Source organism: Thermohahella caldifontis (genome assembly GCF_041153465.1).
Classification (GTDB): Bacteria; Pseudomonadota; Gammaproteobacteria; order Pseudomonadales; family Oleiphilaceae; genus Thermohahella; species Thermohahella caldifontis.
This window is the reverse complement of the sequence record NZ_CP154858.1, coordinates 1,745,950-1,770,825: the sequence shown is the minus strand read 5'-3', so window position 1 is coordinate 1,770,825 and position 24,876 is coordinate 1,745,950. Positions and strand designations below refer to the sequence as shown.

The window sequence follows — 24,876 nt, the reverse complement described above, 5'->3', positions numbered from 1 at the left end:
AGGACTACAGCGTTGTCATGCTGTCCCCCACTTTCCCGGCTACCCTGCATTGATACTGCTCGCCCGTGCCATCGGGACAGCGGCCGGCATTCCGGCGTGGGAGGCGCTGATCCGGGTCAATGCCATCAGTTGGATGCTCCTGTTCCTGGCAGTGTTCGTGCTGTTGCAACGGCGCAACGGTGACGGAGACTTCCGGGCAGTCGGATGGGGAGCCTTGCTTATCGCCGTGCAGCCACTGGTGGTGGGGGCCATGGTTTCCGGCATGTCCGATTTGCCGGGCACCAGCCTGCTGGTGGCCTGTTGTGCAGCCTTGCTGCGCAAGCGCTACGGTCTCTTCGTGCTGGCCTGGATTCTCGGTGTGGGGGTGCGACCGGGTCTGGCACCTCTCTGGCTGATACTTGCAGTGATGGCCTGGGTTCAGGCCAGGGATCTGTCTTTTGGCCGGAAAACACTGTGGGTGAGCCTTGCGGGTGCCGGGGTCATGAGTCAGGTGGCATGGATGTGGGCCCATGACGGTGAGGCGCTGTGGGTGGAAGGGGCACGTTTTCTCCGGGGACATTTCGGTGCCTGGGGAACGGCCTGGGGGAAACGCCACGGATGAACTGGGGCGAGTCTCTGGCCCGTTATGGCCTCAATGGCTTGATCCTGGCGGCAATTTGCATGCTGCCGTTGCTGCGGCACACCGGAATCCGGGCGGCGAGGAAGAAAGGTTTTTACGGATGGCTATGGGCCGCAACCGCCGGCTGGACGTTGCTGGCCCAGAACCCGGAGCACTTGCGGCACCTGCTGCCTGTTTTCGTATTCGCCTGCCTCTGGGGGCTTTCCCATTACCGGCGTCTGACTGCCGCGCTCTTGCTGGCCGCTGCGCTCTCCGGCTGGATCGCCGCATGGCAGGCCCCTTCATCGCCACCGGTCTGGCAGGCTGCCGACCTCCTCGGGCAGCAGAGAGAAGGAGGCGTTCTGCTTACCCGGCATGGTCCCGAGATGCTCAGGCAAGTGTTACCGTCCTGGCGGGTGCTGGATCCGGTCTGGGCGGGTGATGCGGCGGTATTGGCCAGGTCCGGGCCGGTCTGGCGGCTGACCAATCGCCCTCCTGAAATGAAACCGGCCAGCGTCCGGACATTGCCGGCGCGCTGGCCCACGGAGGAAACACTATATCTGACACCACCCAACGCAGCTGAAGGACGAGTTTTTCAAAACTGAGTGAGCCTTCCGAATGTTCTAGGCCGAATGGTAGAAATTGACGGGCCGGATGTGTAAAATCCCGCTGCCCATTTTGGAGGGCAACATTGGATTGTTTTACAGGAGCTGTACAGAATGTTTAAAAAATTGGCAGTAGCTGCGGCTGTTGGTGTGGGCTTGTCCGGATGTGCAACGATCGTAAGTGATAGTAAGTATCCGGTAGCGATCACGTCCTATCCCAGCGGGGCGCACTTTGAAATTCGCAACAAGTCTGGAGTGTTGGTGCATAGCGGAGAAACTCCCTCAACCATCATTCTGAGCACCAAGGCGGGCTTCTTTCAGGGAGAGACTTATCAGGTCAAGTTTGACAAGGAAGGCTACCAGGAGCAGGTTTCCACGCTGGATACCAGTCTGGATGGCTGGTACGTCGGAAATATCCTGTTTGGTGGCTTGATAGGTATTCTGATTGTGGATCCGGCTACTGGTGCCATGTGGAAACTGCCCGAGCAGCACGCGGTTACGTTGAGTGAGCAAGCCGCGCTGAATGCCGCCAGCAGTCAGGGTGTCGTGGATGGCATGAAAGTGATTTCCATCAACGATGTTCCGGCCAGCCTGAAGAAGGATCTGGTCAAGGTTAACTGAAAGCCTGCTCAGTTGACCGGAAACAGTGACACAGTGACAGCGCTCCCTGGTGGAGCGCTGTTTACATCAGCCGCCCAGATAGGCCTTGCGGACATCCTCGTTGACCAGCAGGGCGTCTCCCGTATCTTCCAGCACGACACGTCCGTTTTCCAGCACGTAGCCGCGGTCCGCCAGCTTCAGGGCCTGGTTGGCATTCTGTTCAACCAGAAAGATGGTCATGCCTTCTTCGCGCAGGCGGGCGATGATCTCGAAGATCTGGGCAATGATGAGCGGTGCCAGACCCAGAGAGGGCTCATCCAGCAGCAGGAGCCGGGGCCGGCTCATCAGTGCGCGACCGATGGCCAGCATTTGCTGCTCCCCACCGGACATGGTGCCGCCACGCTGGTTGACGCGTTCCTTGAGTCGCGGGAACAGGGCAAAGACATGTTCCAGTGACTCCTCATACTGGGCCCTGGTCTGAAAGAAGGCGCCCATGTGCAGGTTTTCCAGCACGGTGAGGCCGGGGAAGATGCGCCGCCCTTCGGGAACGATGGCAATGCCGTTACGCATGATCTCGGAAGTGGACAGGTGCGTGATGTCCTGGCCCTCGAAGGTAATGGTGCCCGAGCTGGCCTGCGGGTCGCCGCAGACGGTCATGAGCAGCGTCGTCTTGCCGGCACCGTTGGCACCGATCAGGGTGACGATTTCGCCCTGCCTGACTTCAACGGAGACGCCGTGCAGCGCCTCGATCTTGCCGTAGTGTGTGGTGACATTGTCGAGTTTGAGCATCACGCCTCTCCCAGGTAAGCCTTGATGACGGCAGGATTGTTGCGCACTTCTTCCGGCGTGCCATCCGCCAGCGGAGTGCCCTGGTTGACCACGTAGATGTGATCGGAGATGCCCATGACCAGTCCCATGTCGTGCTCGATGAGCAGCACGGATACGTTGTAGTCTTCCTTGATGCTGACGATCAGCTCATCCAGGTCACGGGTTTCCTTCGGGTTCAGGCCGGCAGCGGGCTCGTCCAGCATGAGCAGCTTGGGTTCGGTCACCATGCAGCGTGCGATTTCCAGGCGACGTTGCTGACCATAGGCCAGGTTGCCGGCTTCCCGGTTGGCGAATTCCAGCAGCCCCACCTTGCGCAGCCAGTAGGTGGCCCGCTCCATGGCCTCGGACTCCTTGCGCTTGTAGGACGGTGTCTTGAAGAGTCCTGCCAGCAGGTTGGTATTCACGTGCCGGTGCTGCGCCACCAGCAGGTTCTCCACGGCGGTCATGCGGCTGAACAGGCGCACGTGCTGGAAGGTCCGCACCATGCCCAGCCGGGAGATCTTGTAATCCGGCAGTCCGTGTACCGGCTGTCCGCGGAAATGAATGGTGCCGCCGGTCGGGCGGTAGAAACCGCTCAGGCAGTTGAACACGGTGGTCTTGCCTGCACCGTTGGGGCCGATGATGGAGACGATCTGGTGTTCCCGGACCTGCAGGGACACGTTGTTGACGGCCAGAAGCCCCCCGAACTGCATTTTCAGGTTCTGAACATCAAGCATGATATCAGTCATGGGCCAACTCCAGTTTCGGACGCTTCATGGGGATCAGACCTTCCGGACGCCAGATCATCATGACGACCATGACCAGGCCGAACATGAGCATGCGGTACTCGGAGAACTCGCGTGCCACCTCGGGCAGGATGGTCATGACGGCGGCGGCAAGAATGACGCCGAGCTGGGAGCCCATACCGCCAAGCACCACGATGGCGAGAATGATGGCAGATTCGATGAAGGTGAAGGATTCGGGAGAAATGAATCCCTGACGCGCGGCAAAGAAGCAGCCGGCGAAACCTGCAAAGGAGGCGCCGATGGTGAAGGCGCTCAGCTTGATGGCCGTGCGGTTCAGGCCCAACGACCGGCAGGCAATTTCGTCTTCACGCAGGGCCTCCCAGGCGCGGCCCACCGGCATGCGCATCAGTCGGTTGATGACGTAGACCGTGGCCAGAACCAGCACCAGGGCAATCACGTAGAGGAAAATGACCTTGTAGCCACTGTCATAGGGAATGCCGAAGAACTCATGGAAGGGAATGTTGCCCTCTTCCTTGGCCCGGCGGCCGAACTCCAGGCCGACCACGGCAACCTCCGGATCCAGCTGAATGGCCGGCAGGGTGGGCTTGGGAATGCCGCCAATACCATTTGGACCACCGGTCAGTTCAGTCCAGTTGTTGAGCAGGATGCGGATGATCTCACCAAAGCCCAGGGTGACGATGGCCAGGTAATCGCCCCTGAGCCGCAGTACCGGAAAACCGAGCAGAAAGCCGAAAGTGGCGGCCAGCAGACCCCCGATGGGCAGCGCGGCCCAGAAGGAAAAGCCGAAGTAGTCGCTGAGCAGGGCGTAGGAATAGGCACCCACGGCATAGAAAGCCACGTAACCCAGATCCAGCAGACCGGCCAGGCCGACCACGATATTCAGTCCCAGGCCCAGCATCACATAGATGAGTACCAGCGTGGCCAGGTCCGTGGCGCCCCGGGAGCTCATGAACGGGAATACCAGCGCAATGCCGACCAATACCCAGAGGATGGCCCGCTCGACGCGTGCCTTCTTGTCTTCATCCTTGGGCAGGATGGCCGGGAGTGCCGGAAGCCCGGCCTTGAGGCCACCAAACAGGCCGGTGATCTGTGGCCTGAACAACTGAAAGAGAAAGACGGCGAGAACGGCCAGGCCAATGCCCGTCAGCGTGCCGCCATCGGCCGACCGCAGGACGAGATCCGTGCCTTCCTTCGAGAGCCTGACCCCCATGATGGGGAAAGACACGAGGAAGGTGATAAGCGCCGTGAACAGTGCAAAGGGTAAGGTTGCAGGCATCAGATTTTCTCCACTTCAGGCTTGCCCAGAATGCCGGTGGGCCGGAACAACAGGATCAGCACCAGCAGGCCGAAGGCCACCACATCCTTGTATTCCGTGCTGAAGTAGGCAGAAGTCATGGCTTCCGTGACACCGAGAATCAGGCCGCCCAGCATGGCGCCCGGCAAGGAGCCGATTCCGCCCAGTACCGCTGCGGTGAAGGCCTTGAGTCCGGCGATGAAACCGATGTAGGGGTTGGTGACGCCGTAATACAGGCCGAGCAGCAGGCCGGCCACGGCAGCCAGCGCCGCCCCGATGACGAAGGTGAAGGAAATGACCTTGTTGGTGTCCACACCCAGCAGGTTGGCCATCTTCAGGTCTTCCGCCACGGCACGGCAGGCGCGCCCCATGCGCGAGCGGGAAATGAACAGGGTCAGTGCACCCATGGACACAATGGTGGTAATGAAGATGATCAGCTGCATGTAGGACAGCGTAGTCTGAAAGCCCGAGGCGTCTCCGAAGGACCAGCCACCCTGAATCAGGTGGGGAATGGCAATGTCGGATGAGCCCTGGAACAGGCGGACATAGTTTTGCAGGAAGATGGACATCCCGATGGCGGAGATCAGCGGGATAAGCCGGTTGCCGCCGCGCAGGGGCCGGTAGGCGACCCGCTCCACCGCCCAGCCGAACGAGCTGGCGATGATCATGGCAAATATCAGGGCACCGAAGAAGATGACCGGCAGGAACTCGATGCCGAATGCGGCCATGCCGGTAATGGCAACAAACGCACTGTACATGCCGATCATGTAGATCTCGCCATGGGCGAAGTTGATCATGCCGATGATGCCGTACACCATGGTGTAACCAATGGCGATCAGTGCATAGGTGCTGCCCACGGTCAGACCGTTGAGCAACTGCTGGGCAAAGTAATAGGGGTCAAACGCTAACATTGACTCTCTCCGCATTAAAAAAAACACCCTCCCGCCTGCGCGGGAAGGTGTTTCGGGCTCAGGGTCGGGTTACATCTTGACCGGCGTTTTGGTTCCGTCAGCGTGCCAGGTGTAGATGTCAAACTGGAATCCCTTGAGATCGCCGTTCTCCTGGAAGCTGATCTCACCCATCGGGGTGTTGAAGGAATGGGTGTGGATGTACTTCTGCAGGACATCGGTATCCGTTGTCTTGGTTGCGGCAATCGCATCAGCCATGACCTTGACTGCAGCATAGGACGTCATGACGAAAGCACCGCTGGGATCCTGACCCTTGGCCTTGAATGCCTCAACCAGTGCCTTGTTTTCCGGGCGCAGGTCGAATGCAGGCGGCAGGGTGACCAGCAGGCCTTCTGACGCTTCGCCGGCAATGGCGCTCAGATCCTTGTTGCCGACACCTTCCGGACCCATGAACTGGGCCTTGAAGCCTTTTTCACGAGACTGGCGCAGAATCAGGCCAAGCTCGGGGTGATAACCACCATAGTACACAAAATCCACATCGGCCTGCTTCATCTTGGCGATGAGGGCGGAGAAGTCCTTGTCGCCGGCCGTGATCCCTTCGAACATCACGACCTTGATGCCCTTTTCTTCCAGGGTTTTCTTGACGGAGCTGGCGATGCCTTCACCGTACTGCTGCTTGTCATGCAGCACTGCAACCCGCTTGGGCTTGATCTTGCTGGCGATGAAGTTGCCCGCCGTCGGACCCTGGTCGCTGTCCAGACCGATGGTGCGGAAGATGTACTTGTAACCACGCTGAGTGATCTCCGGGTTGGTTGAGGCCGGAGTAATCATCAGTACGCCTTCATCTTCATAAACGTCAGATGCCGGCTGCGTGGAGCTGGAGCACAGGTGACCGACGACAAAACGGATGCCCTCGTTCACGACCTTGTTGGCCACTGCGACCGCCTGCTTGGGATCACAGGCATCATCCATGACAACCGCTTCCAGGGTGTCGCCATTGACGCCACCGGCCTTGTTGATCTGCTCAACGGCCATCTTGGCACCGATGATCTGCATGTCGCCGTACTGGGCAACCGGGCCGGTTACCGGGCCGGCGATGGCGATCTGAATGGTGTCCGCATGTGTGATGGCTGTTGCGCCCATCAGCATCACAGAAGCGCTGAGGCTCAGCACGTTTCGAGCGAATGTTTTCTTCATTATTGTCTTCCCGAAAATGGTTATCGTTAGAATCTTCATATCGCTTCCGACGGAAGCAAACGGGGAAATGTTACCCGTAAACGGCGGTCGTGGAAAGCCCCGCGCAATCAGGGGTTGCCGCAGCTTGACAGCCGGGATTTCCCAAAAAGGCAAAAAAAAAGGTGCTGAAAACAGCACCTTGCAAACGCTCTTCTATGATAGAAAGACAGGACAAAACATCATCACAACTGGTGATGCGCATTTTATGCAGCAGGTGTTTGTGGTGTAATACGTAAATACCACAACGATGGGGAATGGCATGTATTCCATAAAGGAATTGATTGGTGTGTTGGCAGGCGGTCTGGTTATGCTTGGGCTCGCCGGGCAGGCGGCGGCAGAGTCCCTGGCCCTGGATTTTGCCGGAGCACAAGGGGGACTGGATGCCCGCTGGGCGCCGATGACGTTCGAAAAGATTCCCCGCCATACCCGCTACCGGCTGGTGACGGAGGACGCGGGCGGTATCCTGGAAGCCGAGGCGGAGGCTTCTGCCTCGGGCCTGAGGTATGCGCTGAACGTGGGGCTGACCCCGGAAAGCACCCTGAGCTGGCGCTGGAAGGTATCCGGTGTGCTGGCCCGGGGCGATGTGTCGCGCCGGGATGGTGATGATTATCCGGCCCGCATCTATGTCACCTTTGATTTCGATGAAGGGCTGCTGAGCTGGGGTGAGCGCATGAAGCTGCGCGCCGCACGCATGATCTATGGCAAGGATCTGCCCTTTGCGGCCATCAACTACATCTGGGCAAGCAAGGCGAAAAAGGGGCTGATCGTTCCGAACCCCTATACGGACCGGGTGCGCATGATCGTGGTGGACAGCGGCACGGCAGAGGCGGGCCAGTGGCGCAGTCACCGCCGCAACCTGATGGCGGACTTCGAGGCCGCGTTCGGATTCCGGCCGCGGGGGCTGACCGGTGTCGCCGTGATGACCGATACGGACAACACCGGTGAGCGGGCGACTGCCTGGTACACCGGGCTTCAGCTGGAGAACATCACCCTGAACACGTCGTCGAAGGTGGAGGCGAAGTAGAACGTCACGCCCTCGCGCACGTAATCGGGCAGTTCCTCCACGTCGCCACGATTGGCCGCCGGCAGAATGATTTCGCGGATGCCTTGGCGACGGGCGGCGATGACCTTTTCCCGGATGCCTCCGACCGGAAACACCTGGCCGGTGAGGGTCAGTTCACCGGTCATGGCCACGCCGGCCTTCGGTGCCTGATTGCGGGCCAGCGAGAGCAATGCGGTGGCCATGGTGATACCGGCGCTGGGGCCGTCCTTGGGCGTGGCCCCTTCGGGCACGTGCAGATGGACAAAGGCCTTGTCGAAAAAAGCCGGATCACCCTTGTACTGCTTCAGCCGTGAACTGATGAAGCTGTAGGCGATTTCGGCCGACTCGCGCATGACGTCCCCGAGCTGGCCGGTCAGCTTGAAGCCCCGGTTGGCCGTGTGGATGAGCTGGGCTTCCACGGGCAGGGTGGCACCGCCCATGGCGGTCCACGCCAGACCGGTGACCACTCCGACACCCTTGAGCTGCTTTTCCTTGCGGAAGACCGGCTCGCCCAGGTAGGTTTTCAAATCCTTCACGCCGATGGAGACCCGGGCCTGGGGATCGTCCAGCAGCCTGACCACGGCCTTGCGCAGCACGCGGTGGAGCTGCTTTTCCAGATTGCGCACGCCGGCCTCGCGGGCGTAGCCCTCGATGATATGCCGGATGGCGGCATCCGTGATGCGGATGCGATCCGGAGCGACACCGGCCCGTTCCAGAAGGCGTCGCCACAGGTGGTGCCTGGCAATGGCCAGCTTCTCATCGGTCAGGTAGCCGGACAGGCGGATGATTTCCATGCGGTCCAGCAGCGGTCCCGGAATGCTGTCGAGGGTATTGGCCGTGCAGATGAACAGAACCCGGGACAGATCCAGACGCACGTCCAGGTAGTGATCCATGAAGGCGCTGTTCTGTTCCGGATCCAGGGTCTCCAGCAGGGCGGAAGCCGGATCTCCCTGATAGCTGTGGCTGATCTTGTCGATCTCGTCCAGCATGATGACCGGGTTGGAGGTGCCGGTTTCCTTCAGGGCCTGCACGATCCGGCCCGGCAGGGCGCCGATGTAGGTGCGACGGTGCCCCTTGATTTCGGCTTCATCGCGCATGCCGCCGACACTGAAGCGGTAGAACTCACGCCCCAGCGCTGCGGCGATGGAACGGCCGATGGAGGTCTTGCCCACGCCCGGCGGGCCCACGAGCAGGATGATGGAGCCCCGCACTTCACCCTTGTAGGCGGCTTCGGCGAGAAACTCGATGATCCGGTCCTTGATGTCATCCAGCCCGTCATGTTCCGCATCCAGCACCTTGCGGGCGTGTTTCAGATCCAGGTTGTCGGTGCTGTAGTGCCCCCAGGGCACCTGGGTCAGCCAGTCCAGATAGTTGCGCGCCACCCCGTACTCGGCGGAGTGGGGATCCAGCACGGACAGCTTCTTCAGTTCCTCGCGGAACTTCTTCATGACCGCCTCGGACGGGTTCAGGGCCGCCATGCGGGCCTCGAATTCCTCGATGTCGGCGGTGCGGTCATCCTTCTGCATCCCCAGCTCCTTCTGGATGACCTTGAGCTGTTCGCGCAGGAAGAACTCACGCTGATGCTTCTGGATCTTTTCGTTGACCTCTTCGCGGATTTCCGTCTGCAGGCGCGCCACTTCGGCTTCCTGACGCAGCAGGTGGAGCACCTTTTCCATGCGCTTGACCAGTGGCAGGGTGTCCAGCACTTCCTGCAGTTCCTCGCCGCTGGCGGTGGTCATGGACGCGGCGAAATCGGTCAGCGGTTCCGGCTGTTCGGGGCCGAAATGGGTGAGGTATTGCTTCAGCTCCTCGGAATACAGGGGGCTGAGCTTCAGCAGTTCCTTGATGGTGTTGATCATGGCCAGGGCATAGGCCTTGATCTGCTGCGGATCTTCCGCATCGGGCGTGCGCGGGTATTCCACGTCCACCAGATACGGCCGCGAACGGTGCAGCCAGTGACGGATGCGGAAGCGACGGATGCCCTGGGCCACAAACTGGAGCTGCCCCTTTTCCTCGCTGATCCGGTGTACCTGTACCAGACAGCCGGTCATGGGCAGTGTCGGCTGATCGGGCAGGATGGCATCCACCGGGTTGGGGACATAAACCAGCCCCACCATCCGGTGTGCGGTGTTGGCGACCCGCTTCAGGGTTTCTCCCCAGCGCTCGGCGTCCACCATCACCGGCTGGATCTGTCCGGGCATGAAGGGGCGGTTGGTAATGGGGATGAGATAGATGCTGGTGGGCAGCACGTCACGGGGGATGGCCGGGCTGCCGGCTGCCTCACCATCGCGAATCACTTCGGGGATATCGGTACTGCGGTCCTGTTCCGTCATGGAGCCACCTCTGAAATTGAACTTATCCTGTATATGCGGACGCCGGAACTGCTTTTAAAGGTTGAACCCGGAAAAGTGTCCGGGGATGACGCATGTCAAACGCCGGCTCCGGCAGACACCGGATCCGCCACAAAAGTCACCGGCGCTTGATGAATGTCATGCGAGGCGAAGGGGGGATGCGGCATACTGGGCCCTCGTACAAGAACTGATAACGGGGTTGACCGTGAGTATCTCTCAGGACATGACACAGGATCACCGTTATTGTGATGATCTGTTCGCCCGTGCCGAAGCTGCCATCCAGACCGGCGATCCGGCGGCAGCTGAACGTTGGCAGGCCTTTGGTGAGGCACTGCTGCTGCACTTCAGCCAGGAAGAAAATGTGCTGTTCCCCGGGTTCGAGGCTCAGCGCGGACCGATGGGACCGACCCTGGTCATGCGTCAGGAACATGCGATGATGCGTGACATGCTCGATACGGTTTCCGAGCGGATCGCCAGCGGGGATACGGATGCGGCGCTGGATGCGGCCGATGCGCTGATGGCCACCATTCAGCAGCACAACATGAAGGAAGAAAGCATTCTTTATCCCATGCTGGATCAGACGGTGACGGGACCCGTGGCGCTGACACTGTCCTGCCGGCAAGCGGAGGCCGGCTGACATGTATGTGGATCTGGATGTGCGGGGACTTTCCCCCCTGAACCCCTGGTGCAGGCGACCAGCCAGATGGCCATGCTGGGGCCGGGGCAGGTGCTGCGGGTGATTCTGGATCGCGAGCCCTATCCCCTCTATGAAATTGCCCGCGAGCAGGGTTTTTTTGTCCGGGTGCTGGAGTTCGAGCCGGGGCAGTATTATATCCATCTGTGGCTGGATCCGGAGCTGGAGGTTCCGGGCGAGGATCGCTGATGAGCGTACCTCAGGGGCTTTCACTGGAATATCTGCCGCCCTGGAAGCGGATTTTCGGTTTTTTCCGGGCGGCACCCTGGCTGGCGGCGCTGGCCTGGGCCGCGGTTGCCGCACTGGGGATCTGGCAGCCGCATATTCACCGGCTTGCCCCCGTCTTCATCGCTGCAGTTCATCTGTTTACTCTGGGTGCACTCATGAGTGTGCTGGTGGCGGCATCCGTGCAGTTTTCCGCCGTGATGACGGCGCTCAGGATTCCCGGCGAAGGATTCTGGGTGCCGTTCTGGCGTGCCGGCCTGTGGGGTGGCGCGGCGCTGTTCACGGGCGGGCTGGCGTTTGGCGGGCGGGTCGCGGTCGGTACCGGCGTGGCACTGCTTGCGGTCGTTCTGACCAGCTATGCGCTGGTGATGGTCACGCTCGGCGTTCGTCAGAAGGCCTATCGCGAGCTGATTCAGGCCTGGTTCGGACTGGTGTTCACCTTGTTGCTGGGCTGGCAGCAATCCACCCTGCATTCCGGGTGGCTCGACTGGGCGCCGCTGCCTGAGGATGCGCGCTGGACGTCCGTTCATGTCTTCATGGCGCTATCGGCCTGGATCGGCGTGCTGATTGTGGCCGTGTCGAGCCGTTTTGTCCCCATGTTCTTTGTGACGCCGGCATTGGATGACCGCTGGCGCGTGCTGACGGCCGCTCTCCTGACCGGTTTGCCCGCAGTGGCAGCCGTATCGGCATGGCTGGGGCGCTGGTGGCTGGTGACACCGCTCATGGTTCTGGGTGCGGGTGTCGGAGCGGTCTGGTTGCTGGCGCTGGCACGGTTACTGTTGCACCGCCGCCGGAGCACGCCCGATCCGGCCGTGGACTTGTGGAAACAGGTCGCCATCGTGGCCATGGTGGCGGTAGTGCTGATGATACTTCGCGCCCTGTGGCCGGAAACCCTGTCGGAGACTGCAGTGGGCGCTCTCTGGCTCTGGGGGGTGATCTGGGGCGTGGTCACCGCCATGCTGTTCAAGATTGTACCGTTTCTCAGCTATCTGCATCTGCAACGGGCAGCGAATGGCCGTTACGACATCATCCGGCAATTGCCGGGCATGCGGGTGCTCTGGCCGCCACAACGCCAGACCTGGCTGGTGCGTCTGCACGGGGTCTCGGCGGGGCTGTGGGCCCTGGCGGCGGTGGCGCCCTTGCCATTGTGGCTGCTGGCCGCCGTGTGTGCAGCTGAGGCCATCATCCTCGGGTACGCGGTGCAACAGGCCTGTCGCCTTTACCGACGGGCTACTCGCCTCGCAGTGCTTCCACCGGGCTGAGGCGCGAAGCCCGCCACCCGACGAGGATCAGCAGCCACAGTCCCTTGCGCATGGGTTTCCCCTAGGGTTTGAAAGTGAGAGTGGTGGAGGTCTGGATCTGGATCCCGATCCCCGTGAAGGTCCCCCGGTCGGCCGGTGCATCGGGCGCAGTTTTCAGGGCCTGGGCTTCAAACTGGGGGATGGTCTGCTTCAGATCCATTGACAGGTGTCCCCGATCCTCTGCCTGCACCTGGATGTCCGGCGGCGGCGTATCGGCAATGATGCGGCCGTAGCGGGTGTCCAGGCTTTGCCGGGGCTCCCGGGAAACCGGCACTTCGGGAATGTCTTCGGTGGTATTGCCGGTGCGGATGGCGGGATCCGTGATGAGTTCCAGATTGGTATTCACCCGGCGTTCGTGTTCCGACTGAACCTCCAGCATGAGGCCGGCAGCGCCCTGTTCGGACAGGTCGCTGTCGGACAGGCGCTCCAGCCCGGCCGCTTTCGGCATGACAGCAATCAGCATAAGGGGTAACAGTACGTTTTTCATGCGCAGGCTCCTGAGCTCCACAATGTAACACTTTGTTACGTGAATGCAAGGGGCCGGCGCCTGTTGCCGGGGCTTGTGCCTCAAACCGTGACGCGGGAATCAGTCCCTCAGGGGCACCGTCAGCACGGGCCGGGTGGACAGTTCCACAACCTTGCGGGCCGTGGACCCCATCAGGACCTTGCTGAGGCCGCGCCGGTGGTGGCTGCCCATGACGATCAGATCCACGTTTTGCTCATCTGCAACCTGAAGGATCAGATCTTCCGGCATGGCCTCGCGGACGATGATTTCCCTGAGCAGGTGCTGCTGGGCCGGGTCGGTGATCATTTCCTCTTCGAAGAAGGTGCGCACCTTGGTTTCAATCTCCTGCATGAGTTCCTGACGCCCTTCCGTACGGATTTTCTCCGCCAGTTCCCTGGAAATGTAGGAGTCCACGATGGCGCGGCCGAAATTCCCCAGGGGTTCCAGGGCATGCACCATGATGACCTCGGCGCCGTACTTCACGGCCAGTGAGGCGGCCATCTCGGTGACGGCACGGGTTTCACGTTCAAGTGTGGTCGCGAACAGGATCTTTCTGATGTCTGTGAGCATGGTTGCTCTCCTTTTTCGTCAGAGGCCGGCTAACCCGGTCCATGAGGTAGATGACATGATGCCAGGGCAGTCCGGCATGGTATGACAGACCGATTTCACAGCCCCGGCTGTTGGAGACCCCCTCCACGCACCCGGCAGCCTGTACCTGGGGTTTCAGGGTTTCCAGTGCACTGGCGTTCAGCTCCGGCGTGGTGAAGCCCTTGTCGCCGGCGAAGCCGCAGCAGGTGATGTCCTCGGGAATCATCACCTGCCGAGCCAGTGCGCGAACCAGTCTTTCAAGGTGTTCTGCCGTGCCCATGCGCCGCGTGCTGCAGGTCAGGTGCAGGGCAACCGGTCTTTCCTCGGGCGTCACCTGCAGGCGCGGTAATACCTGCTCGTACAGAAACTGTACGCTGTCCAGAATCTTCAGGCCAGCTTTTTGTGCCGCCTGAAGTTCCAGAGAGCATGGACTGGTATCGCTGACAATGGCGAAGCGCCCGGACTGGGATATCTCCTCAAGACGCCTCAGGGTCTCGTCACGCTTGGCATCGGCCAGATCCGGAAATCCCTTGCTGCGGAAAGGTAATCCACAACAGAGTTCATCGTACTGATTCAGGTCAATCATTCGGAAACCCGCCTTGGTGAGTACCGAGCGCATGACTTCGCTCACCGGTCTGGGATCGGCTTCGCCCCGGGCCGGTCCCATGGTCCGGCAGCCGCAGCTGGAGAAGCAGACGACCGTCTCGTCTTCCGGTCCGGGAAGGATGGGTACGTGTGCGGGCCGGGCCGGCGTGGGCATGGCCGGATGCCATTCGGGCACCTTGCCGCCGCTGAGCCGTCGCGCCGTGTGGGTGAGGGCTTTCAGGCCTGTCTGGCCGATGAGTTTCCCGGTCAGTTGTGCCGTCCCGAGCCCGAGGCGTGTGAGGCGGGTGACCGTATCGAAGTGGTCGGCAATCCACTGCGCCCGGGAATGATACCCGGCATTGCGCTGATGGCGATGCAGCCGCGTGAGATCTCCCGTGTTGATCCCCACGGGGCACGACAGGGCGCACAGGCCGCAGGCAGCACAGGTCTCGTCGCCCATGTAGGCATAGTCGGCTTCCCAATGCCGCAGTGTTTCCGGCGCTGCGCCATCCGCCCGAAGCGTTTCGATGGCGCGGCGGGTCGCGATGCGCTGTCGCGGTGTGAGGGTCAGCTTGCGCGAGGGGCAGGACGGTTCACAGAACCCGCACTCGATGCACTGATCCACCGATGGATCGACCCGTGGCATGGGTTTGAGGTGCTTGAGGTGGATGTCCGGATCATCGTTGAGAATGACGCCCGGGTTGAGGATGTTTTCCGGATCCAGCAGGGCCTTGATCTGCTGCATCAGCCGGTAGGCTTCATCTCCCCATTCCAGCCGGACGAAGGGGGCCATGTTGCGGCCCGTTCCGTGTTCGGCCTTGAGCGAACCGCCATAACGCACGGCCACCAGATCCGCCACCCGGTTCATCAGGGTTTCGTACCGGGCCCGGGAATCCGGCCGGGCAAGATCCTGTGAAAAGACAAAGTGCAGGTTGCCTTCCAGCGCATGGCCGAAGATGAGGGCATCATCGTAACCGAGTTCGTCGAAGATCTGTTGAAGGGCCTGCACCCCTTCGGCCAGGTGGGGCATGGGGAAGGCCACGTCTTCGATGATGACGGTCGTGCCCGGATCCCGCATGGCACCCACGGCAGGAAACAGCCCCTTGCGCAGGGTCCAGAGTTCGGCGCAGCGGCGGGTATCTTGGGTAAAGGGTTCCCGGTGCGTAACCGGATGCCGGGCGATCAGGGCGTCCACCTCCGTGAGGCGATGATCCAGTCCTGTCCCGGTGTCTGCGCGCACTTCCACCAGCAGTGCGGCGGCATCCGGCCCGAGGCGACTCAGATAATCGGGTACACCGGGCTTGCCGGCGAGTGCGGTGAGACCGCGCCGGTCAATCAGTTCCACGGCCGAGACCGGCAGCGGCTTGAGTGCCATGACGGTCTTGCAGGTGTCCCGGACGCTGTTGAAGCACAGGAAGGCAGTGGCCTTGAAGGGTTCGTCAGGCACGGTGCGGTAGGTGATCTCGGCGATAAAGCCGAGGGTGCCTTCGGAGCCGATCATCAGGTGGGTCAGCATGTCGATCGGATCTTCGAAGTCGAGCAGGGCATTCAGGCCGTAACCGGTGGTGTTCTTGAGCCGGTACTTGTGGCGTACCTTGTCTGCCAGCACCGGATCAGCCAGCAGCCGGGCGCGCAGTCCGGCAAGCCCCCGGATCAGTTCGGGTCTCTTGCGGCGCAGTGCCTCGCGGCTGTCCGGGTCGGCGCTGTCGAGCAGGGTGCCGTCGGCCAGCACCACTTTCATGGCGCTGAGGGTGTGGTAGCTGTTCTGGCGTGTCCCGCAGCACATGCCGCTGGCATTGTTGGCGGCGATGCCGCCGATCCTGGCGGCATGGATGGACGCCGGGTCAGGCCCGATCTTGCGCCGCCAGGGAGAGAGATAACGGTTGGCCTGCGCGCCGATGACACCGGGCTGAAGCCGGATGGCCTCGCCCTCTCCGATCACCTCGTGCGCCGTCCAGCCGTCCAGGACTACCAGTACGCTGTCGGTGATGGCCTGCCCGGAGAGGCTGGTTCCGGCAGCGCGGAAGGTGATGGGCACGGTATGCGCGTGCGCGGCCCGGATTACGGCCACCACTTCGGTCAGTGTCTGCACCTTGAGCACGATTTCCGGTGTCAGGCGGTAGAAGCTGGCGTCGGTGCCGTAGGCAAATCGTCTGAGCGGATCACGGATGATGCGCGCGTCAGGGAGATGTGTTGCCACGGCCCGGACAAAGGCGGTGAGGTCAGCCATGGTGTGCCTCCAAAATGAGTACCAGCAGCCGCTTGGGGCCGTGAGCGCCGTAGGCCAGGGTCTGCTGAATGTCGGCAGTCTTGGACGGGCCGGAAATGAGCAGCAGGTTGGTGGGCATCTGCCGGGCCCAGCCCCGGGCATTCAGTGCGGTGGCCAGATCCGGGTACAGGGTGGCCGGATCGAAAAGCAGGACGTGTACCGGTGGGACCAGTGACAGGGTTCGTGGCTCCTGAGGGCCGGTGGCCAGGATGAGGGTGCCGGTTTCACTGATTCCGCCCTGGGCCAGCGAGATCCCGGCGTCCACCTGGTGGAAGAGGCGATGGCGCCGGGTGTCGATCGCTTCATCCATAACCCAGAGCCGTTCGGCGGACAGGTGTCCGGCAAGGGGAGCGGCCAGTTCGGGGCGGGCTCCGCAGGCCAGCAGTTGCCAGCCTTCCGACTCGGCCCTGTGTGCCACCCATCCGGCCCACTCCGCCTTGGGCACGTGGCAGACCTCCGCATGCGCGGCTTTCAGGTGCTGGACAAAGGTGGCCAGCTCCGCTTCCGGGTCCGGCGGGGGGTGGGAAGAGGACGCCACGCCGGCATGGGCCGGTATGGTTTCCGGCGAACTGACAGGAGCGATGCCTGATTGTGCCCGGAACCGGCGAAGGCGGTCGAGAATGGTCTGGCGATCAGTCATGTTGAGACTCCTTCCGGGCTTGCAGACGTTCATGCAGGCTGCGCGATGCGGGCCGGGGTGCGGTGCGATAGCGGGTCCATGGGCCCAGGCGTGCGGGTGTGAGCCCGCGCAGGCGCGTGGCCAGTTTGAGAAACAGCCGATAGAGGCGCGGGTGGGTGTTGAGCCAGGCCCAGCCGCGCCAGATCCAGGCTTCGGCGGGACGGCGCAGGCTGCCCCGGCCCTGCACGGGGCTGTCGCCCTGTGTTGAGACGGCCTCCCGGCGCAGGCGGCGGATGAGATCCGGCAGAGGGATCCCGACCGGGCAGACATCCTTGCAGGCCCCGTTCATGGAGCAGGCCTGGGTCAGTTTGCCAGCCTTGTCCAGTCCCCAGATCTGCGGTGCCACCACCTGTCCGATGGGGCCCGGATAGGGCGCACCATAGGCATGGCCGCCCACCCGTTCATACACCGGGCAGTGATTCATGCAGGCGCCGCAGCGGATACAGCGCAACGTCTGACGCAGCTCCGGGTCGGCATACATCCGGCTGCGGCCGTTGTCCAGCAGCACCAGGTGCACTGCCGCCGGGCCGTCCTTTTCATCGCTTCGCCGCGGACCGGAGATCATGTTGACGTAGGTGGTGATGGCCTGACCGGTGGCGGAGCGGGTGAGCAGATGCAGGAGCGGTGGTACGTCGCTCAGGTGCGCCACCACCTTTTCGATGCCGCAAAGTGCGATGTGAACGCGGGGAAGCGTGGTGCTCATGCGGCCGTTGCCTTCGTTTTCCACCAGACACAGGGTGCCGGTTTCTGCAACGGCAAAATTGACGCCGCTGATGCCGATGTCGGCCGCCTCGAATTTCTTTCTCAGGGTGGCGCGACCGATGCCGATGAGTTCGTTCACATCGTGGGTCAGGGGGACGTCCAGACGCTCGTGAAAGAGACGCGCGATCTCGTCCTTGTCCTTGTGGATGGCCGGCATGATGATGTGGGAGGGTGTTTCGTCGGCGAGCTGGACGATGTATTCGCCCATGTCCGTTTCCACACACTCGATACCCTGTCGTTCCAGAGCGGCATTGAGCCCGGTTTCTTCCGTGGCCATGGACTTGCCCTTGACGACCCGGCGACCGCCCTCTGCATCAATGATCTGATGAATGATCCGGTTGGCCGCCTCTCCGGTTGCTGCCCAGTGCACCCGGATGCCGTTGGCCTGGCAGCGGGCTTCCAGCTGTTCGAGCAGTTCGGGAAGGTGCAGCAGGCAGCGGTTGCGGATGGCCTCCGCCTGGCGTTGCAGCTCGGAAAAATCCGAGCTGGCAAACTGAGCCGCCCGCTTTTCGCGCAGAAAGGACATGGCGCCGCGGAAATGATGGCGGATGCGCGGGTTATGGGTGGCGTCGTGCAAACGCGCGTCAAAGTCTCGGTTCAGCGTGTCGGGATTGAAGTGGCTCACCGGGTGCGCTCCAGCAGGAATGAGGCGATGTGGCGTGCGGTCAGCGGTTTTCCGGCCTTTTCTGCCGCGCCACTGATGTTCAGCATGCAACCGCAGTCGCCGCTGACCAGCGTGGTGGCACCGGTGGCGGTCAGTGCATCCACCTTGTCCGTCACCATGGCTGCCGAGACTTCGGGGACCTTCACCGAGAAGGTTCCACCGAAGCCGCAGCATTCCGTGGCCCGCTCGTGGTGGTGAATGGCCACGTTGTCCAGCTGGGCCAGCAGGGCATGGGTGGTCGCGTCGCAATGGACCTCACGCTGCGCCTTGCAGGAATTGTGCACCACGATGCTCAGGGGGCTGCCCTTGTCCTGCAGGCGGACATTCAGAACCCGAACCAGGAACTCGGTCAGTTCCCAGGTGCGTGCCGCCAGATCCCGGGCCAGGCCTTCCTCCGGTGTGCCCCGGAACAGGACGGGATAGTGGTGCCGGAACATGCCGGCGCAGGACGCCGAGGGCACAATCACGGGCCAGGGGCCGGGGAACAGTTTCAGCTGAGCCCGGGCCACGGCGCGGGCCTCGTCGTCATGACCCGAGTTCCAGGCTGGCTGGCCGCAGCAGCTCTGGTCCTCCGGATAGAGGACCTGAATGCCTTCGCGCTCGAGCAGCGCCACGGCAGACACACCGGCATCCGGATCGAAGAGGTCAATGAGGCAGGTGCCGAACAGATAGGCGCGGGTCGGGCGTTCCGGGGGAGGTGTAGGTCTCATGTTCGCTTCCGGTCAGTGTTGTTTTAATTGGTCAGACCAATTTACCATTGGTGTACCCTTACGTTAATCCGGGGTGGTTGGGGGTGTCAAGATGAGGATGGCTGAAAATTGTGCAAATTGATCTGCATTAAGACTTTTGTCGGGGGTGGATTGCCAGGTGCATTTATGATGTGGTAATTTTCCTCCATGTTTGTGATTGGTCAGACCATGTGTGTGGTCAGACCGGATTTTTCGGCTATGCTTAACTTCTGAACAGGGCGCGGGATGGCAGGTGTGAAACCGGTGAGGCAGCCGAAACTGTCGGATGTGATTACCGACAGCATTGAACAGATGATTCTTGAGGGCACGCTCAAGCCGGGACAGCGCCTGCCGCCGGAGCGTGAGCTGGCCGCCCGGTTCGAAGTGTCCCGCCCGAGTGTGCGCGAGGCCATTCAGAAGCTGGAAGCCAAGGGGTTGGTGGTACGCCGCCAGGGAGGGGGCAACTATGTGGCCTCCAATCTGGGATCAAGCTTTACCGAACCGCTGTTTGAGCTGATCAACGCCCATCCCGAAAGCCAGTACGACCTGCTTGAGTTCCGCCATGCCCTGGAGGGTGTCTCGGCCTATTATGCCGCGCTCCGGGGTACGGATGCGGACCGGGAAATTATCGTCAGGCGCTATCAGGACTGGCTGCATTTTCACGAGGCAAAGGATTCCGATAACGAGGCTCGGGCGGATGCGGAGTTTCACCTGTCCATTGCCGAGGCGGCGCACAATGTGGTGCTCCTGCATACCATGCGCGCCCTGTTTACGCTGCTCAAACAGCATATCGTCAGCAATCTGCACTTTCTCTACAAGGAAGATGCCCTGCGGCAGCGGATCCGGGCTCAGCACCAGCAGCTGATGGAGGCCGTGGTCGCGCGTGATCCGGAGGGGGCGCGCCAGGCGGCCCATGAACATCTGGCCTTTGTGGAAGAGGTGCTGCTGGAGAAGGGCAAGGCGGAGCTGCGCAACAGCCGTTCGCTGCGGCGATTGCAGCATCTGGACGAGAAATGAATGCCGCCGGCAGGTCAGACGATCAGGGTCTGTCCGCCGGGGACTCCGGGATGTGCGGGCGCCGGCTCACAAGGCCCGGCACCGTGCGATGTATTGATAACAAATGATTGACCAAGCTCTCAAAGGAGTAGCCTTTATGCATGACGATCCAGATCCGATTGAAACCCAGGAGTGGCTGGAGTCCCTGGAAACCGTGATTGAACAGGAGGGCATCGAACGTGCCTCCTATCTGCTGACCCGGCTGGCCGAACGGGCCACCCGTGACGGAACCCAGCTGCCGTATTCCATCACCACGCCCTATCGCAACACCATTCCGCCGGCGAAAGAGGCCCGCATGCCGGGTGATCTGTTCATGGAGCGCCGTATCCGTTCGCTCGTGCGCTGGAATGCGCTGGCCATGGTGCTGCGTGCCAACAAGCGGCCGGGCGATCTGGGTGGGCATATCTCCACGTTTGCGTCTGCCGCCACCCTGTATGATGTGGGCTTCAACTATTTCTTCCATGCCGGAGACAGCGCGCGCGAGAGTGACCTCATCTATTTCCAGGGGCACTCGGCACCGGGTATCTATGCGCGTTCCTATCTGGAAGGCCGGCTGACCGAAGAGCAGCTGGACAACTTCCGCCGTGAGGTGGACGGTAACGGACTCTCCAGCTATCCGCACCCCTGGCTGATGCCCGAGTACTGGCAGTTCCCGACGGTTTCCATGGGGCTGGGCCCGATCCAGGCCATCTACCAGGCGCACGTCATGAAGTATCTCGACAGCCGCGAGCTGGTGAAGATGGGCAACCGCAAGGTCTGGTGCTATGTGGGGGACGGCGAGTGTGACGAACCGGAAACCCTGGGTGCCATCGGTCTTGCCGGTCGCGAGAAGCTCGACAACCTGATCTTCGTCATCAACTGCAACCTGCAGCGTCTGGACGGCCCGGTGCGTGGCAACGGCAAGATCATTCAGGAGCTGGAAGGCATCTTCCGCGGCGCCGGCTGGAACGTCATCAAGGTGGTCTGGGGGCGTCTCTGGGATCAGCTGCTGGAGAAGGACAAGAACGGCATCCTGCAGAAGATCATGGATGAAACCGTGGATGGCGAGTACCAGAACTACAAGCACAACGGCGGTGCCTATACCCGCAAGCACTTCTTCGGCAAGCATCCGGAAGCGCTCAAGCTGGTGGAGGACCTGTCGGACAAGGACATCCGCAACCTCAACCGTGGCGGTCATGATCCGTTCAAGATCTATGCGGCCTATCATGCAGCGGTCAACCACAAGGGCCAGCCGACGGTCATTCTGGCCCAGACCGTCAAGGGGTACGGCTTTGGCGAGCAGGGCGAAGCGCAGAACACCACTCACCAGCTCAAGAAACTGGACTTCGAGACCATCAAGTCGTTCCGGGATCGCTTCGGCATTCCGCTGACCGATGAAGAGCTGAGGGATCTGCCCTATTACCGGCCACCGGCAGACTCGCCCGAGATCCTTTACATGCGCAAGCGTCGCGAAGCGCTTGGCGGATACCTGCCCAAGCGGCGCAAGGATGCCAATCCGCTCAAGGCACCCGAACTCAGCGCCTTCGAGAACATGCTCAAAGGATCCGAGGGCCGTGAAATCAGCTCCACCATGGCCTTTGTGCGCATTCTCAATACCTTGGTCAAGGACAAGCAGATCGGGCAGCGCATTGTGCCCATCGTGCCGGACGAAGCCCGGACCTTCGGGATGGAAGGCATGTTCCGTCAGCTCGGGATCTACACTTCCGAAGGGCAGAAGTACACACCCGTGGACCGCAACCAGGTCATGTATTACCGGGAGGACAAGAAGGGCCAGATCCTCGAGGAAGGCATCAACGAGGCCGGTGCCATGTCCGCCTGGATTGCTGCGGCCACTTCCTACAGTACCAATGACTATCCGCTGATTCCGTTCTACATCTTCTACTCCATGTTCGGATTCCAGCGGGTGGGTGACCTGTGCTGGGCCGCCGGCGACATCCGGGCCCGCGGCTTCCTTATCGGCGGGACCTCGGGCAGGACCACGCTCAACGGTGAAGGTCTCCAGCACGAGGACGGACACAGCCATATCTATTCGCTGACCGTGCCCAACTGCATTTCCTATGATCCGACATACAGCTACGAGCTGGCGGTCATCATCCAGAACGGCATCAAGCGGATGTATGTGGACAACGAAAGTGTCTATTACTACATCACCGTCATGAACGAGAACTACGAGCATCCGCCCATGCCCGAAGGGGTCGAGGAAGGCATTCTCAAGGGCATGTACAAGCTCGAGACCGTGGGCGAGAGTGGCAAGGCCCGCACCCGGCTGCTGGGTTCCGGCGCCATTCTCAATGAGGTCCGTGCGGCCGCCCGGTTGCTCAAGGAAAAGTACGATGTGGATTCGGATGTCTGGAGTGTCACCAGCTTCACCGAGCTGGCCCGTGAAGGACACCATGTGCGGCGCTGGAACCTGCTGCATCCCGAGTCGAAGCAGCGCACCGCCTATGTCACCGAGTGTCTGCAGGAGGGCGAAGGGCCGGTCGTGGCGGCAACGGACTACATCAAGCTGTTTGCGGATCAGATCCGCGCCTTTGTGCCGGGTGACTACACGGTCCTGGGCACGGATGGTTTCGGGCGCAGCGACACGCGCGAGAAGCTGCGTCGCCACTTCGAGGTGGACCGCTATTTCGTGACGGTGGCCGCGCTGGAAGGTCTGGCCAGGGCTGGCAAGATCGAACCGTGCGTCGTCACCGAGGCGATACGCGAGTTCGATATTGACCCGGACAAACTCAATCCGCTGTATGCGTAAAAGGAGGTTGACGTGAGTATTATTGAAGTCACCGTTCCGGATATCGGCGGCGCCTCCGACGTGGAGGTGATCGAGGTCCTGGTCAGCCCCGGCGATACCGTGGCAGAAGAAGATTCGATTATTGTGCTGGAGTCGGACAAGGCCACCATGGAGGTTCCGAGTCCTCATGCAGGCGTGGTGCGCGAGGTCAAGGTGAAGGTCGGCGACCGGGTCAATGAAGGCGATCTGGTGCTTGTGCTGGAAACGGATGCTACCACGGCCGGAGATTCATCTCAGGCCCAGGCTCAGGCGGAACCCGAGGCTGTCGCGCCGGCATCCGTCCCGCCCTCGGCACCGGCGGAAGACAAGCCTGCCCCCGCTGCAGCCGGAGAGGCACGGATCGAGGTGATCCGTGTCCCGGACATCGGCGGCTCAAAGGACGTGCCGGTCATCGAGCTCTGTGTTCAGCCCGGTGACGTGGTTGCGGAGGAGGACAGCCTGATTGTGCTGGAGTCCGACAAGGCGACCATGGAAGTGCCGTCGCCCGTGGCCGGCAAGGTGGTCCGGCTGCTGGTGAATGTGGATGACAAGGTCAACGAAGGCACGCCCATCGCGGAAATCGAGGTGAGTGGTACCGCGGCTGAACCGGCATCCGCACCGGCCAGTCAGGCCGCCCCGGCCGAATCGCCGGCCCCGACCGCAGCACCCGCCGCTGTACCGGCTGCCGCACCCGCCTCCGCTGCGCCTGCAGCGCCTGCCAGCGATGCGGACAAGGAAGCCATTGCCAACGCCTCGGCGCGCAAGGTGCATGCGGGCCCGGCCGTGCGCAAGCTGGCCCGTGAATTTGGCGTCGATCTGACGCAGGTGAAGGGGAGTGGTCCCAAGGGCCGCATCCTCAAGGAGGACGTGCAGGCCTTCGTCAAGGCAGGCATGCAGAAGCTGCAGAGTGGCTCGGCACCCGTGGGCGCCGGTATGGGATTGCCCACGGTGAAGTTGCCGGACTTCAGCCAGTTTGGTCCGATCGATCGTCGTGCCATGAGCAAGATCCATCAGGTCACGGCCGACAACATGGCACGCAGTTGGCTGACAGTACCCCATGTCACCCAGTTCGACGAAGCGGACATTACCGATCTCGAAGACTTCCGCAAGGCCCAGAAGGCGGCGGCAGAAAGACGCGGCACGAAGCTCACGCCGCTGCCCTTCCTGCTCAAGGCCTGTGCCTATGCGCTGAAGGCATTGCCCCAGTTCAACGTCTCGCTGGACATGGAGAAGCACGAGATCATCCAGAAGCACTACATCCACATCGGTGTGGCGGTGGACACGCCCCACGGCCTGATGGTGCCGGTGATCCGGGATGTGGACACCAAGAGCATCTGGGAACTGGCGGAGGAAGCGCTGGATCTGGCCGCCAAGGCCAAGGACAAGAAGCTCAAGCCGGCAGAAATGCAGGGCGGATGCTTCACGATATCCAGTCTGGGCAGTGTGGGCGGCACTGCGTTCACGCCGATCGTGAACACGCCTGAAGTGGCGATTCTCGGTGTCTCCAGGGCGCAGGTGAAGCCGGTCTGGAATGGCAAGGAGTTTGTGCCGCGCCTGATGCTGCCGCTGAGTCTGTCCTACGACCACCGGGCCGTGAACGGCGCCGACGCAGCCCGCTTCACGACCCTGCTCGGAGAGCTGCTGGGCGACATCCGCAAGCTGCTGCTCTGACCTGCCTGAACACGCGCGAAACCTGTGCGCGTGTCACGATCGTGCCCTGTGCCACGGCGCAGGGCACTTCCTCGCCCAATGCCTGGACAGCAGATATCCGGCATTGCGCCACGGCCAATCCCTCTTCCATGTGCAGCAGTTCCGTTCCCAGTCTGGCCGAAAAGGGTTGGGCGG

The 24,876-nt window shown here is 61.8% G+C and carries 23 protein-coding genes; 11 read left to right on the top strand and 12 right to left on the bottom strand.

Features of this window, described 5'->3' with window-relative positions; all coding sequences use genetic code 11:
• The first annotated feature begins 49 nt into the window (after positions 1-49).
• The 3 genes from AAIA72_RS08630 (at position 50) to AAIA72_RS08620 (ending at position 1,824) form a co-directional block, all read left to right on the top strand.
• Positions 50-601 carry a hypothetical protein gene (locus AAIA72_RS08630; protein WP_369599918.1) on the top strand — a complete coding sequence of 184 codons (552 nt, stop codon included), beginning with the start codon at positions 50-52 and terminating at the stop codon, positions 599-601.
• The gene (locus AAIA72_RS08625; RefSeq protein ID WP_369599917.1) at positions 598-1,203 is read left to right on the top strand and encodes a hypothetical protein; all 606 of its coding nucleotides are present in this window, start codon (positions 598-600) and stop codon (positions 1,201-1,203) included. Before AAIA72_RS08630 ends, AAIA72_RS08625 begins: the two co-directional genes overlap by 4 nt.
• Before the next feature lie 114 nt (positions 1,204-1,317).
• Complete coding sequence (locus AAIA72_RS08620) at positions 1,318-1,824, top strand: hypothetical protein (protein WP_369599916.1); 507 nt, start codon at positions 1,318-1,320, stop codon at positions 1,822-1,824.
• Between the two features lie 66 nt (positions 1,825-1,890).
• On the opposite strand, the gene AAIA72_RS08615 is transcribed toward AAIA72_RS08620, so the two are convergent.
• The 5 genes from AAIA72_RS08615 to AAIA72_RS08595 all read right to left on the bottom strand — a co-directional run bounded on the left by AAIA72_RS08615 (position 1,891) and on the right by AAIA72_RS08595 (position 6,776).
• Entirely contained in the window at positions 1,891-2,592 is a 702-nt protein-coding gene (locus tag AAIA72_RS08615) for an ABC transporter ATP-binding protein (RefSeq protein ID WP_369599915.1), read from the bottom strand.
• A complete protein-coding gene (livG, locus tag AAIA72_RS08610; RefSeq protein ID WP_369599914.1) occupies positions 2,592-3,359 on the bottom strand; it encodes a high-affinity branched-chain amino acid ABC transporter ATP-binding protein LivG in 768 nt (255 codons plus the stop codon). The genes AAIA72_RS08615 and livG overlap by 1 nt, the downstream gene beginning before the upstream one ends.
• The gene (locus AAIA72_RS08605) at positions 3,352-4,653 is read right to left on the bottom strand and encodes a high-affinity branched-chain amino acid ABC transporter permease LivM (protein ID WP_369599913.1); all 1,302 of its coding nucleotides are present in this window, start codon (positions 4,651-4,653) and stop codon (positions 3,352-3,354) included. The genes livG and AAIA72_RS08605 overlap by 8 nt, the downstream gene beginning before the upstream one ends.
• A complete protein-coding gene (livH, locus tag AAIA72_RS08600) occupies positions 4,653-5,582 on the bottom strand; it encodes a high-affinity branched-chain amino acid ABC transporter permease LivH (protein WP_369599912.1) in 930 nt (309 codons plus the stop codon). The genes AAIA72_RS08605 and livH overlap by 1 nt, the downstream gene beginning before the upstream one ends.
• A 69-nt stretch (positions 5,583-5,651) precedes the next feature.
• Entirely contained in the window at positions 5,652-6,776 is a 1,125-nt protein-coding gene (locus AAIA72_RS08595) for a branched-chain amino acid ABC transporter substrate-binding protein (protein WP_369599911.1), read from the bottom strand.
• Here AAIA72_RS08595 and AAIA72_RS08590 point away from each other — a divergent pair.
• Together AAIA72_RS08590 and AAIA72_RS08585 are read left to right on the top strand one after the other, a co-directional pair.
• Positions 6,706-7,044, top strand: a complete 339-nt coding sequence (locus AAIA72_RS08590) for a hypothetical protein (RefSeq protein ID WP_369603026.1) — start codon at positions 6,706-6,708, stop codon at positions 7,042-7,044. The genes AAIA72_RS08595 and AAIA72_RS08590 overlap by 71 nt on opposite strands.
• Positions 7,045-7,074: 30 nt before the next feature.
• Positions 7,075-7,839 (top strand): DUF3047 domain-containing protein, encoded by a 765-nt coding sequence (locus AAIA72_RS08585; protein ID WP_369599910.1) that lies wholly within the window; start codon positions 7,075-7,077, stop codon positions 7,837-7,839.
• Here AAIA72_RS08585 and lon read toward each other — a convergent pair.
• The gene (lon, locus tag AAIA72_RS08580) at positions 7,788-10,190 is read right to left on the bottom strand and encodes an endopeptidase La (protein WP_369599909.1); all 2,403 of its coding nucleotides are present in this window, start codon (positions 10,188-10,190) and stop codon (positions 7,788-7,790) included. The two genes, AAIA72_RS08585 and lon, sit on opposite strands and share 52 nt — an antisense overlap.
• A 223-nt stretch (positions 10,191-10,413) precedes the next feature.
• Here lon and AAIA72_RS08575 point away from each other — a divergent pair, with 223 nt between their 5' ends.
• Genes AAIA72_RS08575 through AAIA72_RS08565 form a run of 3 tightly spaced genes read left to right on the top strand, consistent with a single transcriptional unit; the run spans position 10,414 to position 12,389 of the window.
• Positions 10,414-10,845: a hemerythrin domain-containing protein gene (locus tag AAIA72_RS08575; RefSeq protein ID WP_369599908.1), complete on the top strand. Its 432-nt coding sequence runs from the start codon at positions 10,414-10,416 to the stop codon at positions 10,843-10,845.
• Positions 10,846-10,890: 45 nt separating this feature from the next.
• Entirely contained in the window at positions 10,891-11,091 is a 201-nt protein-coding gene (locus AAIA72_RS08570; protein WP_369602987.1) for a DUF2249 domain-containing protein, read from the top strand.
• On the top strand, positions 11,091-12,389 hold the full coding sequence (locus AAIA72_RS08565; protein ID WP_369599907.1) for a hypothetical protein: 1,299 nt from the start codon (positions 11,091-11,093) through the stop codon (positions 12,387-12,389). Before AAIA72_RS08570 ends, AAIA72_RS08565 begins: the two co-directional genes overlap by 1 nt.
• A 61-nt stretch (positions 12,390-12,450) precedes the next feature.
• On the opposite strand, the gene AAIA72_RS08560 is transcribed toward AAIA72_RS08565, so the two are convergent.
• The 6 genes from AAIA72_RS08560 to AAIA72_RS08535 all read right to left on the bottom strand — a co-directional run bounded on the left by AAIA72_RS08560 (position 12,451) and on the right by AAIA72_RS08535 (position 19,190).
• Positions 12,451-12,915: a hypothetical protein gene (locus tag AAIA72_RS08560; RefSeq protein WP_369599906.1), complete on the bottom strand. Its 465-nt coding sequence runs from the start codon at positions 12,913-12,915 to the stop codon at positions 12,451-12,453.
• A 99-nt stretch (positions 12,916-13,014) separates the two neighbouring features.
• Positions 13,015-13,503, bottom strand: coding sequence for a universal stress protein (locus AAIA72_RS08555; protein WP_369599905.1), 489 nt, complete (start codon positions 13,501-13,503; stop codon positions 13,015-13,017).
• The gene (locus AAIA72_RS08550) at positions 13,460-16,336 is read right to left on the bottom strand and encodes an FAD-binding and (Fe-S)-binding domain-containing protein (RefSeq protein ID WP_369599904.1); all 2,877 of its coding nucleotides are present in this window, start codon (positions 16,334-16,336) and stop codon (positions 13,460-13,462) included. The genes AAIA72_RS08555 and AAIA72_RS08550 overlap by 44 nt, the downstream gene beginning before the upstream one ends.
• On the bottom strand, positions 16,329-17,015 hold the full coding sequence (locus AAIA72_RS08545) for a lactate utilization protein C (protein WP_369599903.1): 687 nt from the start codon (positions 17,013-17,015) through the stop codon (positions 16,329-16,331). Before AAIA72_RS08545 ends, AAIA72_RS08550 begins: the two co-directional genes overlap by 8 nt.
• Complete coding sequence (locus tag AAIA72_RS08540) at positions 17,008-18,441, bottom strand: LutB/LldF family L-lactate oxidation iron-sulfur protein (RefSeq protein ID WP_369599902.1); 1,434 nt, start codon at positions 18,439-18,441, stop codon at positions 17,008-17,010. The genes AAIA72_RS08545 and AAIA72_RS08540 overlap by 8 nt, the downstream gene beginning before the upstream one ends.
• Positions 18,438-19,190, bottom strand: a complete 753-nt coding sequence (locus tag AAIA72_RS08535; RefSeq protein WP_369599901.1) for a (Fe-S)-binding protein — start codon at positions 19,188-19,190, stop codon at positions 18,438-18,440. The genes AAIA72_RS08540 and AAIA72_RS08535 overlap by 4 nt, the downstream gene beginning before the upstream one ends.
• A gap of 264 nt (positions 19,191-19,454) precedes the next feature.
• Between AAIA72_RS08535 and pdhR the strand changes: the two genes are divergently transcribed.
• From pdhR to aceF, 3 genes are all read left to right on the top strand, one after another.
• On the top strand, positions 19,455-20,225 hold the full coding sequence (gene pdhR, locus AAIA72_RS08530; protein ID WP_369599900.1) for a pyruvate dehydrogenase complex transcriptional repressor PdhR: 771 nt from the start codon (positions 19,455-19,457) through the stop codon (positions 20,223-20,225).
• A 136-nt stretch (positions 20,226-20,361) separates the two neighbouring features.
• Entirely contained in the window at positions 20,362-23,013 is a 2,652-nt protein-coding gene (gene aceE / locus AAIA72_RS08525; protein ID WP_369599899.1) for a pyruvate dehydrogenase (acetyl-transferring), homodimeric type, read from the top strand.
• A gap of 12 nt (positions 23,014-23,025) precedes the next feature.
• A complete protein-coding gene (gene aceF, locus AAIA72_RS08520; protein WP_369599898.1) occupies positions 23,026-24,702 on the top strand; it encodes a dihydrolipoyllysine-residue acetyltransferase in 1,677 nt (558 codons plus the stop codon).
• Positions 24,703-24,876: the final 174 nt, after the last annotated feature.

Bases quoted from the DNA above. Each gene is read 5' to 3' on its own strand.
- aceE (WP_369599899.1), top strand. From the start codon at position 20,362: ATGCATGACGATCCAGATCCGATTGAAACCCAGGAGTGGCTGGAGTCC.
- AAIA72_RS08535 (WP_369599901.1), bottom strand. From the start codon at position 19,190: ATGAGACCTACACCTCCCCCGGAACGCCCGACCCGCGCCTATCTGTTC.
- AAIA72_RS08590 (WP_369603026.1), top strand. From the start codon at position 6,706: ATGGCTGTTGCGCCCATCAGCATCACAGAAGCGCTGAGGCTCAGCACG.
- AAIA72_RS08565 (WP_369599907.1), top strand. From the start codon at position 11,091: ATGAGCGTACCTCAGGGGCTTTCACTGGAATATCTGCCGCCCTGGAAG.
- AAIA72_RS08615 (WP_369599915.1), bottom strand. From the start codon at position 2,592: ATGCTCAAACTCGACAATGTCACCACACACTACGGCAAGATCGAGGCG.
- AAIA72_RS08625 (WP_369599917.1), top strand. From the start codon at position 598: ATGAACTGGGGCGAGTCTCTGGCCCGTTATGGCCTCAATGGCTTGATC.
- lon (WP_369599909.1), bottom strand. From the start codon at position 10,190: ATGACGGAACAGGACCGCAGTACCGATATCCCCGAAGTGATTCGCGAT.
- AAIA72_RS08555 (WP_369599905.1), bottom strand. From the start codon at position 13,503: ATGCTCACAGACATCAGAAAGATCCTGTTCGCGACCACACTTGAACGT.
- AAIA72_RS08560 (WP_369599906.1), bottom strand. From the start codon at position 12,915: ATGAAAAACGTACTGTTACCCCTTATGCTGATTGCTGTCATGCCGAAA.
- livG (WP_369599914.1), bottom strand. From the start codon at position 3,359: ATGACTGATATCATGCTTGATGTTCAGAACCTGAAAATGCAGTTCGGG.
- AAIA72_RS08605 (WP_369599913.1), bottom strand. From the start codon at position 4,653: ATGCCTGCAACCTTACCCTTTGCACTGTTCACGGCGCTTATCACCTTC.
- AAIA72_RS08550 (WP_369599904.1), bottom strand. From the start codon at position 16,336: ATGGCTGACCTCACCGCCTTTGTCCGGGCCGTGGCAACACATCTCCCT.
- AAIA72_RS08595 (WP_369599911.1), bottom strand. From the start codon at position 6,776: ATGAAGAAAACATTCGCTCGAAACGTGCTGAGCCTCAGCGCTTCTGTG.
- livH (WP_369599912.1), bottom strand. From the start codon at position 5,582: ATGTTAGCGTTTGACCCCTATTACTTTGCCCAGCAGTTGCTCAACGGT.
- AAIA72_RS08545 (WP_369599903.1), bottom strand. From the start codon at position 17,015: ATGACTGATCGCCAGACCATTCTCGACCGCCTTCGCCGGTTCCGGGCA.
- pdhR (WP_369599900.1), top strand. From the start codon at position 19,455: ATGGCAGGTGTGAAACCGGTGAGGCAGCCGAAACTGTCGGATGTGATT.
- AAIA72_RS08585 (WP_369599910.1), top strand. From the start codon at position 7,075: ATGTATTCCATAAAGGAATTGATTGGTGTGTTGGCAGGCGGTCTGGTT.
- AAIA72_RS08620 (WP_369599916.1), top strand. From the start codon at position 1,318: ATGTTTAAAAAATTGGCAGTAGCTGCGGCTGTTGGTGTGGGCTTGTCC.